Raw genomic sequence first — 15,189 nt, 5'->3', positions numbered from 1 at the left:
CAGACTAAGGCTCCTGCCTCCGCAGGAGCACACCACACCTCCTCCCCCCGTTCGGGCTGAACTTGTCGAAGCTCGCGCGTGCCCTTCGCCACACCACCCTTGCGCGAATCCCACCGCATGGGCCAAAGGAAGTCCGTGACCGCCACCATCAGCATAGGAACCGACGGCAACGGCAACCCCGTTCCGATCGACGTCGAGGAATTGCTCGCCACCCGCTTGCTCGTTCAGGGCAATTCGGGTTCCGGCAAATCGCACCTCCTCCGCCGCCTGCTGGAAGAAAGCGCGCCCCTCGTCCAACAGGTCGTCATCGACCCCGAAGGCGACTTCGTCACACTGGCCGACAAATATGGCCATGTGGTCATCGACGCAGGCGACTATAATGAGCGCGAAATCGTGAAGATGGCCGCGCGCATCCGCGAACATCGCGCTTCGGTGATCCTCAGCCTCGAAAGCCTGGAACTGGAAGCGCAGATGAAATGCGCCGCCACCTTCCTCTCGACCCTGTTCGACGCCCCCCGCGACCATTGGTATCCCGCCCTCGTCGTCGTGGATGAAGCCCAGATGTTCGCGCCCGTCGCTGCCGGAGACGTCTCCGACGAAGCCCGCCGCCTGTCGCTGGCCGCCATGACCAACCTCATGTGCCGGGGCCGAAAGCGCGGCCTCGCGGGCGTCATCGCTACCCAGCGCCTTGCCAAGCTCGCCAAGAATGTCGCGGCCGAAGCCTCCAACTTCCTCATGGGCCGCACCTTCCTCGACATCGACATGGCGCGAGCCGCCGACCTGCTCGGCATGGAGCGCCGCCAGGCCGAACAGATACGCGATCTCGAACGCGGCCGTTTCCTCGCGCTTGGCCCCGCCATCTGCCGCCGACCCGTCGCGGTGAAGATCGGCACGGTAAAAACCAGCACGCGCGGCGGCACCCACAAGCTGATGCCGCCGCCGGTCGCCGCGACCGAAAATTTTCAGGAACTGCTGTTCGCCGGTGCAGGCGAAGAAGACGCTCTACCCCCTCCCCCGCCCCGCGCCGATCCGCCGCCGCTTCCTGCCGAGGAACTGATGCGCGCGCTCGCCACCGCGCCGCTCGCCAAGCCCACCGCGCCCGAACTCGACTTCGGCCAAAATGAGCCGGTGGTCATCGCCGTGCTTGAAGAAATCGTCGCAGACCTGGGCGATGCGCAACCCAGCGTCTCCACCCTCTATCAGGATTTCGGCGTCCGCTGCCGTATGAAGGGCTTGCGCACGCCCCCGTTAGACCTCTCCGCCTTCCGCAAGCGTTTCGCCATGGCGCAGGCGGGCATGCTCGACGCCGCTGACCCCCGCTGGGAAGACGCGATGAAGGCCGCCCAGCCCCTGCCCGAAGACATGCTCGCCCCCTTCCTCCTCATCGCCCGCGCCGCGATGCAGGGCCTCCCCTGCCCGGATGACGCCGCCCTCGCCCGCGCATACGGCACCAGCTCACCGGGCCGCGTCCGCCGCCTGATCGACTATATGGAAAAGATCGGCGTCATCGTCGCCCGCACCGATTTCGGCGGCCGCCGCTCGATCGGCGTGCCGCAACTCGGCCTCTCGACGGCGGCAGCCGAAGGATGAGCACCTCCATCCTCTTCGTCTGCCTCGGCAATATCTGCCGCTCGCCCTTGGCCGAAGCCGCCCTGCGCGCCGAAGCTGAACGCGCTGGCCTGCCCATCGAAGTGGACTCCGCAAGCACCGGCGACTGGCATGTCGATTGCCCGCCCGACAGCCGCGCCCAGGCCGTCGCGCTGCGCAACGGCATAGACATATCCACCTATCGCGGCCGTCAGGTCACACCGCAGGATTTCCACCGCTTCGACCATATCTTCGCCCTCGACGCGGAAAACCTCAAAAACCTCCGCAGCATCCGCCCGTCAAATGGCACTGCCGACCTCCGTCTCCTCATGGACCTGATCCCCGGCCGCGAAGGCACCAGCGTCACCGACCCCTATTTCGGCGAGGACGAAGGCTTCGATGAGACATGGGATGACGTCACGAGAGCAGCCCGCGCCCTGATCAAACACCTCCAGGGCTAATTTTCACGCGGAGACGAGGCGCCGTGGAGACAAACCAGCCCGCGCAGCGCATCCCTCAAAAACCTCGCTTCCCACGCGAAGCCAGCAAGATGCTCCCACTCACCTTACACGCACCCTCTCCGCGTCTCGGCGCGAAAACCCAAGCCCGAACGACCATTCAAGCAGGCATCTTCACCCGCGCCCGATAGGCATGCAGCAACGGCTCGGTATAACCGTTAGGCTGCGCCACCCCCTCAAACACCAGCGCCCGCGCAGCCTGGAAGGCGATGCTCTCCTCCTCCCGCCCGCTCATCGGCTGGTAAAGCGGATCGTCCGCATTCTGCGCATCGACCTTGGCCGCCATCCGCCGCAGCGCCGCGTCAACCTCGTCAGCCGAACACACCCCATGCAGCAGCCAATTGGCGATATGCTGCGAAGAAATCCGCAACGTCGCCCGGTCCTCCATCAGCCCCACGTCATGAATATCCGGCACCTTGGAGCAGCCGACGCCCTGATCCACCCAGCGCACGACATAGCCCAATATCCCCTGCGCATTATTATCCAGCTCGTCGCGAACATCTTGCGCCGACCAGTTCGCCCCGGCCGCTAGCGGGATCGTCAGCAGCGTGTCCAACCCCGCCACTGCTTCAGCCTTCCGCTCCTCCTGCCGCGCAAAAACATCAACCTCATGATAATGCGTAGCGTGCAAGGTCGCAGCCGTCGGCGAAGGCACCCAAGCCGTATTCGCCCCCGTCATCGGGTGCCCAATCTTCTGCTCCAGCATGTCCGCCATCCTGTCCGGAGCCGCCCACATGCCCTTCCCGATCTGCGCCTTGCCCGAAAGCCCACAGGCAAGCCCGATCTGCACATTGCGATCCTCATAGGCCTTGATCCAGGCCGCACCCTTCATCTCGCCCTTGCGGATCATCGGCCCCGCCCGCATCGACGTATGAATCTCGTCACCCGTACGATCGAGGAAGCCCGTGTTGATGAACACGATCCGGTCCCGCACCGCATGGATACAGGCGGCGAGGTTGGCCGAAGTCCGCCGCTCCTCGTCCATCACGCCGACTTTCAACTGATGCCGCTCCAGCCCCAGCAGATCCTCGATCGCGTCGAACAGGTCATTGGTAAAGGCGGCCTCCTCCGGCCCATGCATCTTGGGCTTCACGATATAGATGCTGCCCGCCCGGCTGTTGACGAACCGCCCGCCGCGCCGAACGTCATGCAAAGCAATCAGGCTGGTAACGATCCCATCCAATATCCCTTCGGGCGCCTCGTTCCCATTGGGCAGCCGCACCGCAGGCGTCGTCATCAAATGCCCGACATTGCGCACGAACAGTAAAGACCGTCCCGGCAGCGTGAACGCGCTTCCATCAGGCGCGACATAGGCCCGGTCGCCATTCAACCGCCGCGTCATCATCGCGCCATTCTTCTCGAAGCTGTCCTCCAGATCGCCCTTCATCAGGCCGAGCCAGTTGGCATAGGCTGCGACCTTGTCCGCCGCATCGACCGCCGCGACCGAATCCTCCAGATCGCAAATGGTGGACAGGGCCGATTCCAGAACGACATCGGCCAGATGCGCCGGGTCATCCCGCCCGATCGGATGGCTTGCGTCGATCACCAGCTCAATATGCAGCCCATTGTTGCGAAGCAGGATGTTATCCCCTGCCCGCCCGGCAAGTTGCGCGGGGTCGCGCAAGACCGGCGTGCCACCCGCCCAATCCGCCCAACTTCCTTCCGCCAGAGGAACCGCCCGATCCAGGAATGCCTTGGCCCACCCAATCACCTGTGCGCCGCGCGCTGGATCATAGCCTTTGCCCGCCGCCGCGCCGGGGATCGCATCGGTCCCATACAGCGCATCGTAAAGGCTGCCCCAACGCGCATTGGCCGCGTTCAACAGGAACCGCGCGTTGAGGATCGGCACCACCAGCTGTGGCCCCGCCAAGGTCGCAAGCTCTGCATCCACCCGGCCCGACCCGATGGAAAAAGGCGCAGGCTCCGGCACCAGATAGCCAATCTGGGTCAGGAAAGCCCGATAAGCCTCCGCATCAAACGGCCGCCCCGCTTGCTCGCCATGCCAGCTGTCGATCTGCGCCTGAATCGCGTCGCGCTTTTCCAGCAGAGCCGCATTAAGCGGCGCGAACCGCTCGAAAATCGCAGCCACGCCCTGCCAAAATGCTTCCGCTGCGATCCCCGTCCCTGGCAGGACTTCTCCATCGATAAAGCGCGCCAGCTCGGCGGCGACCATAAGACCCGATTTCTCGATCATGCCGTCCATGGGCAACTCTCCATCCAAAATACTGTGACGAAAGCCTATAGACCCCTCTCCATCCTCGCACTAGACAACAAGAACTCAAAGCATCTGTTCCTCACAGGAAAAGATCATCGATGGATCCCGATTATCTTCTCTTCGCCCGCGCGGTGGAGGCAGGCAGCCTTTCGGCGGCAGGCCGCATATTGAACATCTCGCCTGCCATGATGTCGAAACGCATCTCCCGGCTGGAAGCGCGCCTCGGCGTCCGCCTCATCCATCGCACCACGCGCCGCCTTGCCCTGACGGAGGAAGGCGCCAGCCTGCACCGCGACCTTGTCGCCATCCTCGACGCCATCCAGCAGGCGGAGCAACGCGTCACCAGTCGGCACCGGAGTGCGTCCGGGCCGCTGCGCATTTCGGCTCCCACCTCCTTCGGCCGCCTGCATGTGGCACCTCATGTCGGCCGCTTCCTGGACCTCCATCCGCGCGTCGACCTCGAACTCAACCTGTCCGACGCCTATGAAGACCTGCTCGCCGAGCGTATCGACGTGGCGATCCGCATCACCAGCGACATTCCTCTCCATTTGGAGGGGCATCATCTCGCCACCAACCGCCGCATCCTCTGTGCCAGCCCAGCCTATCTCGCCGCGCATGGCATTCCGGACAAGATCGCCGACCTCCCCCGCCACCGCCTGCTCGCGGCCGATGGACAATTGCCCTGGCGGCTGGTGAATGGCCGCGCACGCAAGCTGATCGATGGCCAAAGCCATGTCCGCACCAACAGCAGCGAAATCGTGCGCGAACTTGCCCTTACCGGCGTCGGGATCGCCTTGCGCTCGCTCTGGGACGTGGGCGACCTGATGGCGAAAGGCAGCCTCGTCCGCGTCCTCGATAGCTGGGAAGGCCCCGTTGACCTCGCCGTTCACGCCGTCCACCCCCGCGCCGCAGGCCGTCCCGCCGCCGTGGACGCCTTCATCGGCTTCTTGCGCGAAACCTTCCGCGATGCATCGTGGAACCGGGGCGGCTGATAGCAAGAAGCACCTTAGCGCCACCCGCTTAACTGCCTGAAAAGCGCAGAAATCCTCTTCTGAAATCATTTGCAAGCCTGCTGTCAAAAAACAGAAGCTTTCCGGAGTTAACCTGCGTAATGGCGGCGGGAAACAGGCCGATGTTATCGTTCGAGCCATAAGAGATTGAGAGAGGATAAGGGCCATGCGCCCCAATGACGCGTCACATTTTTCCGCCTGCGCCGCCCAGGAAGCGCGGCAAGCCAGGGAAGCCCGCCTGCGCGGCGCCGACCAGGCAACCATCGCCCTCCACAACGAACGCGCCGTCCGCTACCAAGCCATGGCCCTACGCCTCCAACGAGAGCGCGGCGCGACCCTGAACTGACTTGGCGCGACAAGCGGGCGCACGTCATCCCCTCCCGTCATGCCAGCGAAAGCTGGCATCTCAAGCGACCGCACGCGTCCTCACCCGGAGATCCCAGCTTCCGCTGGGATGACGAACTGTGAAGAGCAGGAATACCCACCTCATCCCCTCTCCCCTTCAGGGGAGAGGGTGCCGAGCGTAGCGAAGGCGGGAGAGGGGACTGTAAAGCAACCAGCGTCGCTCCCCTCTCCCTAACCTCGATGAGAGTCACGTGCCTCTCATCGACCCCTGAAGGGGAGAGGGAACAGACCGTTCATCACCCCCCCCTTGCCCAACCTCCACACCTCCGCTATCGCCCCCATCACCCGGGCAACCCCTGGGGAAATGATCGCGCCGGTGCCTCGAAAGAGGCTTAAAAGGGAACATGGTAAAGGAGGCATCCACCTCCCCAAGCCAAGGCTGTCCCTGCAACTGTAAGCGGCGAGCGCGATGCACATCGCCCTTCCTCAGAGGCAGGAAGGGCAAGTCACTGGGCCGGACGCTAAATCCTGCGAGGCCTGGGAAGGCCGTGCATCAAGCGATGACCCGCGAGCCAGGATACCTGCCAGCGTCTGGTCGCTCTTGCCTTGGTCCAGGGGATGGCCGCGGCACGGTGAACTCCGTCTGAGCGACGAACGAGCGGCAAGAGGCCGCTTCGGTGACGCTGGCGGCCGCCTTGGGGGCGTCCGGCCGCCTGCGTGCGCCGGTCGTCGCCAGACGACAGGTCTCTTGCCGGATGTCGCCAGACGCCCGGAGTGCATGATGTGAAACTACCCAATCCTTTCCACCGCGCCGCCTGCGCGCTGACCGCCACTTTCCTCCCCTTCCCCGCCTTGGCCGCCGACGCCAATGACGCGAGCGACGATGCCAGCACCATCATCGTCTTCGGCCGGGGAGAGGACAAGATCGGCACCGCCCATGCGGCCAGCGAAGGCAGCGTCGGCGGCGCGGACCTTCTCGTCCGCCCGCTGCTGCGCGTCGCCGAACTGCTCGAAGCCGTGCCGGGGCTGGTCGCGGCCCAGCATTCGGGCAGCGGCAAGGCCAATCAATATTTCCTGCGCGGTTTCAATCTCGACCATGGGTCGGACTTCACCACCTATATTGACGGGGTTCAGATGAACTTCCGCAGCCATGGCCATGGTCAGGGCTATCTCGACCTCAACGGCCTCATCCCCGAAATCATCGCGCGGGAGGATTTTCGCAAAGGTCCCTATCGCGCCGATGGCGGCGACTTCGCGCTTGCGGGCGCCGCCTATATGACCACGATCGATGGCTATGACCGACCATGGGTCGCGGCGGAGGGCGGATCCTTCGGCTGGCGCAGGCTGGCGTCGGGCGGCACGGTAAAGGCGGGCGCGGGCCATCTCACCCTGGTCGCGCAGGCCAAGGCCTATGACGGGCCATGGCAGGAGCCTGAACATCTGCGTCACTATGCGGGTTTCGCCAAATATACCCTCCCTGCCGGAGCCGGTAAGATCGACGCCACGCTCCACGCCTATCGCGCGACATGGCGTCCAACCGAGCAGATACCCGAACGGATCATCGGCACGCCGCTCTGCCCCGATGTCTTCTGTTCGCCCGATCCGTCAGCGCGCGGCGAAACCACGCGGATCATCGGCAATCTCGCCACCGTCCAGCCGACATGGCGCGCCAATCTTTACGCGCAATTCTACAACTGGACGATGTTCTCCAACCCCACCTACACCGATCCCGACGGCACCAGCGCGCAGATCGAGCAGTTCGACCGCCGCTGGGTCCTCGGCTTCACCGGCGAAAAGCGGTGGGATGTCGACCCGGCGCTGCAATTGAAGCTGGGCACGGAAAACCGCTATGACGCGATCGGCAATGTCGGCGTCAACCGCACCGCGAACCGCGTCTTCCTCTCCTCGCTCGGCCGCTGTCGCGTCAAGCAAGGGTCAGCCGCGCTCTATGGCGAAGCGACCGTGACGCCGCTCCCCGGTCTGCGCATCACGGGAGGCCTGCGTGGCGACTATTATCATTATGATGTCCGCAGCCGGGACGCCGTCGCCGCCGCGTTGGGTGAAGGCAGCGGCTCGGACACGCTCATCTCGCCCAAGGCGTCGGCCGCATGGGCGATCACGCCGCAGGTCGAACTCTATGCCAATTGGGGCCGGGGCTTCCATTCCAACGATGCGCGCGGCGCGGTCAATGTCGATACGCCTGTTCCCATGCTTGTGCGCGGCACCGGCAAGGAATTGGGCGGCCGCCTGCAACTGCCCGGCTTAACCTTCACCGCGACCTATTGGTGGCTGAATGTCGGCAGCGAACTGCGTTTCGTCGGCGACTCCAACGCGGTCGAACCCAGCGGAGCCAGCCGCCGCCATGGCTATGAGCTTGTCGCCTTCTGGCGGCCGCTCCCCTGGCTCGCTTTCGACGGCAACTACACTGCCAGCCACAGCCGCTACACCAATGGCGACCATATCCCCAACGCCTTCAAAAATGCCGCGTCCGCTGGCGCAGCCATCGTGCTTGACCCATGGGAAGCCAGCATCCGCGTCCGTCACCTTGGCCCTTCGCCACTGATCGAGGACAATAGCGTGCGCGATTCCGGTAGCACGGTCGTCAACGCCCGCGCCGCGTGGAAGGGAAAGCGGGTGCAAGTCTATGCCGAACTGCTCAACATCCTTGGCAGCCGGGACAAGGACATCGCTTATTATTACGAATCCTACCTTCCCGCCGCCGATGCGGAGCCTGTCGAAGGGAGGCTAAGCCGCGTGGTCGAACCGCGAACGGTAAGGGGCGGCATCAAGTTCAGCTTCTGATGCTGGGGAAGGCCGCATCCAGAAAGACCTGCGGCCTTCCCGATCAATGGCTTACATAATGAACGGCGGTGTTCATAAAGTAAAAGTGGACAGGGCAACAGTCAAACCACAATATAATACACGTTAAATACCCGTGGAAATTTTGAGACGTAGTTGACGTCTTTTCTCCTCTATGCAACTTTCCCCTCGGCAATCTGGACAGAGAATCAGTTGCCTGGAGAGGATGCCAATGAAGCACGCACCATTAAGGGGCGCCGTTTTTCACGCGATATTGCGTGACTGCCTGGAAGCACAGCGCGCGCCCAAGGAAACAGAAATACAACTGATCGCCTGCAAAATATGGCAGGACAGTTTCGCGGCGATCACGAACAAGAACTGGCACGACCTCGTACCCGGTGGCGAGGAGTATGAATACACCATCAACGCCGCGCGCATGGCCTTCGGTCTCCACGCGACCAACACCGCAGCCTAAATGGATAGCCCAATCCGCTTACTCCGACGATTGCCGGATCAAAGCTGGAATTGGGTTATCCATTCGCAGATGAGGGCGGGCTTGCTCTCACCTTCTATCTCTACCGTCGCCTCGGTAGTCAGCTGAAGCTGCCCCGGCCGCTTTTCGACGATCTCCAGCGGCTTGAACCTTCCGCGCACACGTTTGCCGGATCGAACGGGCGCCAGGAAACGGAGCTTGTTGCTGCCATAATTAATCTCCGTAGCGCCGTCGGGAACGACGTTGCCTCGCGCATCGGCGCACAGGTGCGGCAAGAGTGAAAGCGTCAGGAAACCATGAGCGATCGTCCCGCCAAAGGGTGATTGTTTCGCGCGTTCCGGATCGACATGGATATATTGATGATCCTTGGTCGCTTCGGCGAACTGGTCGATCATATCCTGACTGACCAGGAACCAGTCCGACACGTCTTCCTCGTCCGCCCGCGCCTGAAGATAATCGAGAAACTGGCTCATTCCATTCACCCCCCACGCTGCTCCTAGAGCGAAACTATGCACAAGCATGCGCGAATGCGATAGGAAAATGCTCCAGTGGGGCGAGGGTCAGTTGGACCTTGTCAGCGGCGTCGAGTTACTTACCCTTCCTAAAAGAATAAGCTGGAGAGGCCATGACTGGAGAAGACAAGAAGCTTCGGCTGCACGAAAGCCGTGCAGCCGAAGAGTCGAGGGATGGATATCGATCGCGGAACCATCCACGATCGAACATCGCGGGATATGATCTAGCGCCGTGGCCGACCCATATCATCCTTGCAGCGTGGGAAGGGATCATCTGATGAGCCCCTGTCATCCGTCCAACGACCCTTTCGGAATGGAACATGAACTGCTGCTGGCGGCGCTCCGACGGAGACTGCGAGCAGCGGGCCTGACCCAGGCCGACGTCGCGAAAAAGCTTGGCGTGGGCACCGCTACCGTCAAACGATGGCTGCATGGACGCGGGCTGGGCCTGCGCACCTTGTCGCAACTGTGCGCGCTCGCCGACACCACACTCACCGAAATCGCCGAAGAGGCCGCCGTGCGCGATCGGTCATCGGACAAGCTGACGCTGGCGCAGGAAAAGGCGCTGACCACAAGCCCCGAATTATCGACCATATTCTTCATCATCGTCACGGGTTGGCCGGTGTCCGAAGCCGAGGAAGGCTTTGGCATACCGCCCGAACATATCGCGCAACATGTCGAACGACTGGAAAGGCTGGCGCTGATCGATCGCCTGCCGGGAGGACGTCTGCGCGCGCGACTGGACCCGGCCCATGTGTGGCAACGCGAGCCCATGCGCAGACATTTCGAACAGCATATGAAGCATCTGTTCTTCAATTTGAACTATGGCGACCCCGATACGATCTTCGGCGTGGAAACGGTCAAGCTGTCGCCCGTGGGCGTCGCGCGCGTCGCGGAAAGGATCGAGCGTTTCAGGTCCGAACTGCGGGAAATCGCGCAGGCGGATCGCCGCACCTCGGCCCTGCCGGGGGAATGGCACGCTGTTCTTGCAGTAGCATGTCCGGTGGCGCCGCTGAAACCTCGCTGATTGTGGATGATACTTGACGAAGGGATCATTTCAAGACACGCTGCATGCAAACGAGATGGCTCGGCCGAAGAGCTGATCGGTGGCCGAAGCTGTCAGGAGAGGATGCAGAAAGGGCTCGCGGCCATGCGTCGCAGATCAGGCTGCATCATGAACAATATAATGGCGGAACACCGCCAAACGTCCGCTTTCGGATGCGCATACGCGTGTTCGGTCCCGGATGGTGGACCGGGCTTCTAAACGAAGCACGGCCTATACCGAGGGATGGCATCGCCCGACGAAAGGAAGGGATTGCCATGCGTTCATCTATTGCCGTTGCGTTAGCGGGCCTATCATCGCTCGGCCCGACAGCGGCTCTGGCGCAGACTGCCGACCCGGCCACGCAGGCTGCGGTTCAGGGGCAGTTGGCCGACCTCATGGTGACAGCACAACGGCGCGATGAAAGCCTGCAAAAGGTGCCCGTCGCCGTGACCGCCATCGGGCGGAGCAAAGCGGGCAGCTGCGCGTCACCACGTGCAATCGTAATCTGGCGGCCAACCAACCGGATGACCGCTTATGGCAAGGTATCCACCGGCAATGTCACGAGCGGGATATTGAGCGGCATTCCCTACAAAGCAGATATGTTGACCGCAGCTACGAACGCGGGTGGACCTATGGTGTCGAACTTGGGGTGAGTTTCTAAAAGACAGAATGAAGAGGAGAGAGATGATGGAAAACGAGATCGCAGCGCGTGTAAGCAGCGCGGATTTTGCATATTATAATGGCTCGGGACCGGGCTTCACGACCGAAAGCTCCGTCTTGATCAGTTCTTCGCCCTATCTCAACCACCCGCAACTGCGCGCGCTGATCGCTCAGGAGATGCTGCGGCGGAACGGGGCTGAACTGCCTAACACGGCCTATATTCCCGACGTCGTGAAGATATTAATGGAACTGGAAAACTGGCCCCGCATCTTCCAGCTGTTCGAGGAAGAAAAGGCGCGACTTCCTGAATTCAAGACCTGGCTGGACGGCAAAAAGGTCTCGCTCTTCAAAAATGAGGAACTGGCAGGGGCCGAGCCCGGCACGCTACGTGCTGTAATGTACGATTTCGTGGTCAATAGCGGCTATAATATGGACCATTTCTTCCAGGGAATGGAGATAGAGACCGATTTCGACTTCTACATGAAGGAACGGACTCATACACATGACATTGAACATATGATCACGGGTTTTGAAACCAATCATGCCGGTGAAATAGCGTTGCTGGCAGCGAACATGCGAGCGCTTTATAAGTATTTCACACCCGAACTCGCATCCTTCTTCAACCGCGTCAGCTCCTATCTGCGCGCCAAGACGATGATGAAGAGCGGGCTATTCTATCCTGATTCGGTGAAGATAGAGCTGGACGCTGAAGACATTGGCGCAGCACAGGGTCGTAACTGGAAGCATCCCCTCTTCCTAATCCCCTATCGCGACTATCTCGACTGGCAGGTGACAGATATTCGCGAGGAATTCGGCATCACCAATCCGCCAAAGCCCGGTGAATGGGCATGGACCACCGCGATCAGCGAAGACCCGAGGCCGAGCCATCAGGGTATGCCCTCCATGGCGGCGGAGTAAGATCACGATTGGCACTGCCCCTCTGATGAGGGGCAGCCGCCTACTACATTGCCGCGAAGTCGATCACCGTTACAGGCTCGCTGCCGTCCCAGTCGCGGGCCGCCGCCATCCCAGCTTCGCACATGCCGCGCATGTCAGGGCCGCAGATAAATTCGAATAATTGCCCTGGCTCGCCGGGGACGCGCAAATAGGCGACGCGCGTGGCAGGATTATGCGCCGTGAAAAGCACTTCCATGCCCCCCGCCACCGCCGTTTCAACGGCGGCGTCCAGATCATCGACTATGCGGGCGATGTGATGAAGGCCCAGCAAGCGCGACCCATCATCAGCTCGATAGGGTGACGGAGCGTCGTTCGTAGCCTCTATCAGTTCAATTTGCACGCCGTCCTGATAGGACAATCCGACATGCATTGTGACCCGCGTCGGCTCGCCACGATATTGGCCATCCAGCGCGACATTGCGGAATACGGTCCATGGACCCACGCCCGAATGGTCAATCCAGCGATTTATGCTGGCATCGAGATCATCCACCAATATCCCGATCTGGTCGATCGCACCGAATTTAGCCAAATCGATATTCCCATTTGCAAGAATGGGGTGCGAACGGCATGCACCGCCCGCACCCGTTTCTTTATTCAGCGGCTTCCAACGAAGCCAGCGCGTCATTCGCCGCAGCGGTGGGCACCAGATATTCGCCCGGACGGGCGCCGGTATAGCTGTTGCCGTCGAAGGTCTTGACCCCATTCACCAGCGTAAGCCGCATGGGCGCCGCCGGACGGGTGAAGCGCCATGTCGTACCGCCGTCGCCATCGGGCACGTCGAACCGCTTTTCCATATTGCGATATTCGACCTCACTCAGGTTGAAGACGGCAATGTCGGCGCGGCGTCCGACCTTGATCTCGCCCGTATCATGCAGGCCAAAGAAATTGGCGAGCTTACCCGTCTTCACATGGATCGCCTGCTCCACCGTCAGCAAGCCTTCCCGCACATATTTGGTGAAGAGCAGGATATTCTCTCCGCCACCGCACAGCATCTGAAGATGCGCGCCCGCGTCGGAGATATTCCCAACCGTCTGCGGGTCCAGCATAAGCTGGATGGTCAAGTCCTCATCCTTCGGGAAGGGCGCCATATGCACGGTGGATTTGGTGCCATTCTCAAGAATCCACTGCGCCATCGCGTCCGAACGGTGCAGGCCACGCGACTCTGCAAATTCCTTCAAAGTGCCGCCCACGGGGCCGGTGCCATTTTCGCTATCCAGCAGATACAAGTCCTGCGGATTGTTCATCGGCGAATGCGGCCACGCCTTGGTGTCCCAACTCTCCCGCGCCCGCGCCCGCCAATCGGGATCGGCAAGCAAGCGTGCCTTCTCCTCATGCGTTTCGGCAAGGACAACCTCATGCCAGACATAGTCATTGGACTGGGCGAAGATCAGCGACTTGACAAGGCTCAGCGTGCTGGTCGGCGAGACATGCGCATAGCCTGGCCAGACATCGATCCCTTCTTCCTTCAGCTTCGCAAGGGTGTCCTGCAATCGGGGCAGAATATCCTTCTGGAATTCCAGCGTCGGAATGCCACCCGCCACCTGCATACGGATCGTCCGGCCTTTCGTCAGCCGCCCGAGCCGCTCCAGACTTTCCGGTCCGGTCTTGCGCATGAAGGTGTCGATGATGACCTGATAGGTGGTGCCGGGATAGCGCTCCATCACCGCAAATAGCGCTTCGAACTCCGCATCATCGGCGAGCAAAGTGGGGATGGCGCGGTCGTCGCCATCATGGTCGTGCAGATTGTCCGAGAGCCCAAGAGCGCCAGCGGCCAGCGCATCCTCCAGCAATTCGGCCATGCGGGCAATCTCTTCAGCCGTTGCCGCGCGATCCCAAGCTTCAACGCCCATCGCAGCGAGACGCAGGGCAATATGGCCGACGAACGCAGAGTAATTGGCAGGCAGGCTGATGTTGCGCGCCATCGACGCCTTATATTCCGACCACTTCTCCCAGTCCCAGGGGACGTTCTGGAGGAAGGGCTTCAAGGGAATATCCTCGAAGAAGGAGAAAATCTTGATCATCTCCAACTGCGCGGCCTTTTCCTTCGAAAGCGGCGCGGCGCTAAAGCCGCAATTGCCGAGGATCACCGTGGTCGCCCCGTTGCCGGGCAGCGGATCAAGGTCCGGTTGCCACCACATCGTCGCGTCATAATGGGTATGGCTTTCGATGAAGCCCGGCGTCACATAGCATCCACTGGCATCCACCACTTCCTCACCGGCGGCGGCGGTCAGACCCGCGCCGATCTCGGTGATCCTGCCGCCTGCCACGCGCACGTCAGCAGCATAGCCGGGCGCGCCTGTGCCATCGACCACCGTGCCGCCACGGATCAACATGTCCGTCATCTCTCTCTCCTCTTGAGGCTTGTTTTCCCTCGAGCCGAAGCCGTTGCATCTGTGTCGCCAGTTCACCGGTGATCGTGCTGGATGCAGGCTATCGCGACCCGGCCGACCACCGCAAGTTCACCTTCGGACAAGTAGGTCGCAGGATCATCGGATGATCCCGATCAGGATTGATCAGTGATCCCATCGGTCGGGATTTGGATGCATCGATCAACTGGAGGCCATTCAGGCCCGGCGGCGCAAAGCGCCCTGATCAGGACGCGAACACTTGCCCATTAGGCCGCCGATTGAAGCCCCGCCTCGACTCCCTGATCCGCAATGCCCGCAGCGGTCGAGAACCGTTCAGGCTCCATCATAAGTGTGACAAAATGCCACCACGCAGGGGTAGCGGGACGTAGTGCCAACAACTGCCCCTGGCGACGCACCGCGACCCAGCGGCCATCTTCGCGTTCAAATTTCCACTGGGGATCGCAATTGAGCGGAACTTGTTCGAATTCAGGCGCACCATTCTGCCGTGGACCGATCGCCCGAAGCTGACTGGGAACTTCGCGGCATGCGCCTCCGGGAAACTCGACGAGAACGGACATGATCTACTCCATGCCAGCGGGTGGTCAAACCGCCGCCTCGTCCAAACGCACGACAAGTGATTGAGTTCTCGAAATATTGGGAGGACATGACGCATCATGTTCAGGATAGGACCGTCGGAAGC

The 15,189-nt window shown here is 61.6% G+C and carries 14 protein-coding genes and 1 riboswitch; of the genes, 9 read left to right on the top strand and 5 right to left on the bottom strand.

The genetic code is table 11. From position 1 onward, the window contains the following. Positions 1-135 precede the first annotated feature (135 nt). Both ACZ5YV_RS13530 and ACZ5YV_RS13525 read left to right on the top strand, forming a co-directional pair. Positions 136-1,590 carry a helicase HerA domain-containing protein gene (locus ACZ5YV_RS13530; RefSeq protein WP_464789620.1) on the top strand — a complete coding sequence of 485 codons (1,455 nt, stop codon included), beginning with the start codon at positions 136-138 and terminating at the stop codon, positions 1,588-1,590. Then, entirely contained in the window at positions 1,587-2,048 is a 462-nt protein-coding gene (locus ACZ5YV_RS13525) for a low molecular weight protein-tyrosine-phosphatase (RefSeq protein WP_464789619.1), read from the top strand. Before ACZ5YV_RS13530 ends, ACZ5YV_RS13525 begins: the two co-directional genes overlap by 4 nt. Before the next feature lie 157 nt (positions 2,049-2,205). Here the strand turns inward: ACZ5YV_RS13525 and ACZ5YV_RS13520 are convergent, their stop codons facing one another. Further along, on the bottom strand, positions 2,206-4,308 hold the full coding sequence (locus tag ACZ5YV_RS13520; protein WP_464789618.1) for a malate synthase G: 2,103 nt from the start codon (positions 4,306-4,308) through the stop codon (positions 2,206-2,208). 110 nt (positions 4,309-4,418) lie between these two features. On the opposite strand from ACZ5YV_RS13520, the gene ACZ5YV_RS13515 reads away from it, so the two are divergent. From ACZ5YV_RS13515 to ACZ5YV_RS13500, 4 genes are all read left to right on the top strand, one after another. Further along, positions 4,419-5,312, top strand: coding sequence for a LysR family transcriptional regulator (locus ACZ5YV_RS13515; protein ID WP_464789617.1), 894 nt, complete (start codon positions 4,419-4,421; stop codon positions 5,310-5,312). Between the two features lie 184 nt (positions 5,313-5,496). After that, a complete protein-coding gene (locus tag ACZ5YV_RS13510) occupies positions 5,497-5,676 on the top strand; it encodes a hypothetical protein (RefSeq protein WP_449469801.1) in 180 nt (59 codons plus the stop codon). Positions 5,677-6,032: 356 nt separating this feature from the next. Then, positions 6,033-6,278, top strand: a riboswitch (cobalamin riboswitch). A 249-nt stretch (positions 6,279-6,527) separates the two neighbouring features. Continuing rightward, positions 6,528-8,477, top strand: coding sequence for a TonB-dependent receptor (locus tag ACZ5YV_RS13505; RefSeq protein ID WP_464789930.1), 1,950 nt, complete (start codon positions 6,528-6,530; stop codon positions 8,475-8,477). A 229-nt stretch (positions 8,478-8,706) separates the two neighbouring features. Beyond that, positions 8,707-8,949 carry a hypothetical protein gene (locus tag ACZ5YV_RS13500; RefSeq protein ID WP_464789616.1) on the top strand — a complete coding sequence of 81 codons (243 nt, stop codon included), beginning with the start codon at positions 8,707-8,709 and terminating at the stop codon, positions 8,947-8,949. A gap of 38 nt (positions 8,950-8,987) precedes the next feature. Here ACZ5YV_RS13500 and ACZ5YV_RS13495 read toward each other — a convergent pair whose 3' ends face one another. Then, the gene (locus ACZ5YV_RS13495) at positions 8,988-9,440 is read right to left on the bottom strand and encodes a MaoC family dehydratase (protein WP_464789615.1); all 453 of its coding nucleotides are present in this window, start codon (positions 9,438-9,440) and stop codon (positions 8,988-8,990) included. 316 nt (positions 9,441-9,756) lie between these two features. On the opposite strand from ACZ5YV_RS13495, the gene ACZ5YV_RS13490 reads away from it, so the two are divergent. The 3 genes from ACZ5YV_RS13490 to ACZ5YV_RS13480 all read left to right on the top strand — a co-directional run bounded on the left by ACZ5YV_RS13490 (position 9,757) and on the right by ACZ5YV_RS13480 (position 12,102). Beyond that, a complete protein-coding gene (locus ACZ5YV_RS13490; RefSeq protein ID WP_464789614.1) occupies positions 9,757-10,506 on the top strand; it encodes a helix-turn-helix domain-containing protein in 750 nt (249 codons plus the stop codon). Between the two features lie 293 nt (positions 10,507-10,799). Then, a complete protein-coding gene (locus tag ACZ5YV_RS13485) occupies positions 10,800-11,177 on the top strand; it encodes a hypothetical protein (RefSeq protein ID WP_464789613.1) in 378 nt (125 codons plus the stop codon). Between the two features lie 34 nt (positions 11,178-11,211). Next, positions 11,212-12,102, top strand: a complete 891-nt coding sequence (locus tag ACZ5YV_RS13480) for a hypothetical protein (protein WP_464789612.1) — start codon at positions 11,212-11,214, stop codon at positions 12,100-12,102. A 43-nt stretch (positions 12,103-12,145) separates the two neighbouring features. Here ACZ5YV_RS13480 and ACZ5YV_RS13475 read toward each other — a convergent pair whose 3' ends face one another. The 3 genes from ACZ5YV_RS13475 to ACZ5YV_RS13465 form a co-directional block, all read right to left on the bottom strand. Then, positions 12,146-12,676: a VOC family protein gene (locus ACZ5YV_RS13475; RefSeq protein WP_464789929.1), complete on the bottom strand. Its 531-nt coding sequence runs from the start codon at positions 12,674-12,676 to the stop codon at positions 12,146-12,148. 55 nt (positions 12,677-12,731) lie between these two features. After that, positions 12,732-14,483, bottom strand: a complete 1,752-nt coding sequence (locus tag ACZ5YV_RS13470; RefSeq protein WP_464789611.1) for an N-acyl-D-amino-acid deacylase family protein — start codon at positions 14,481-14,483, stop codon at positions 12,732-12,734. A gap of 272 nt (positions 14,484-14,755) precedes the next feature. After that, positions 14,756-15,067, bottom strand: a complete 312-nt coding sequence (locus ACZ5YV_RS13465; RefSeq protein ID WP_464789610.1) for a hypothetical protein — start codon at positions 15,065-15,067, stop codon at positions 14,756-14,758. Positions 15,068-15,189: the final 122 nt, after the last annotated feature.

Source organism: Sphingobium sp. TomTYG46, assembly GCF_055396345.1.
The sequence above is the reverse complement of the archived record's forward strand: the minus strand, read 5'-3'. Positions and strand labels throughout refer to the sequence as shown.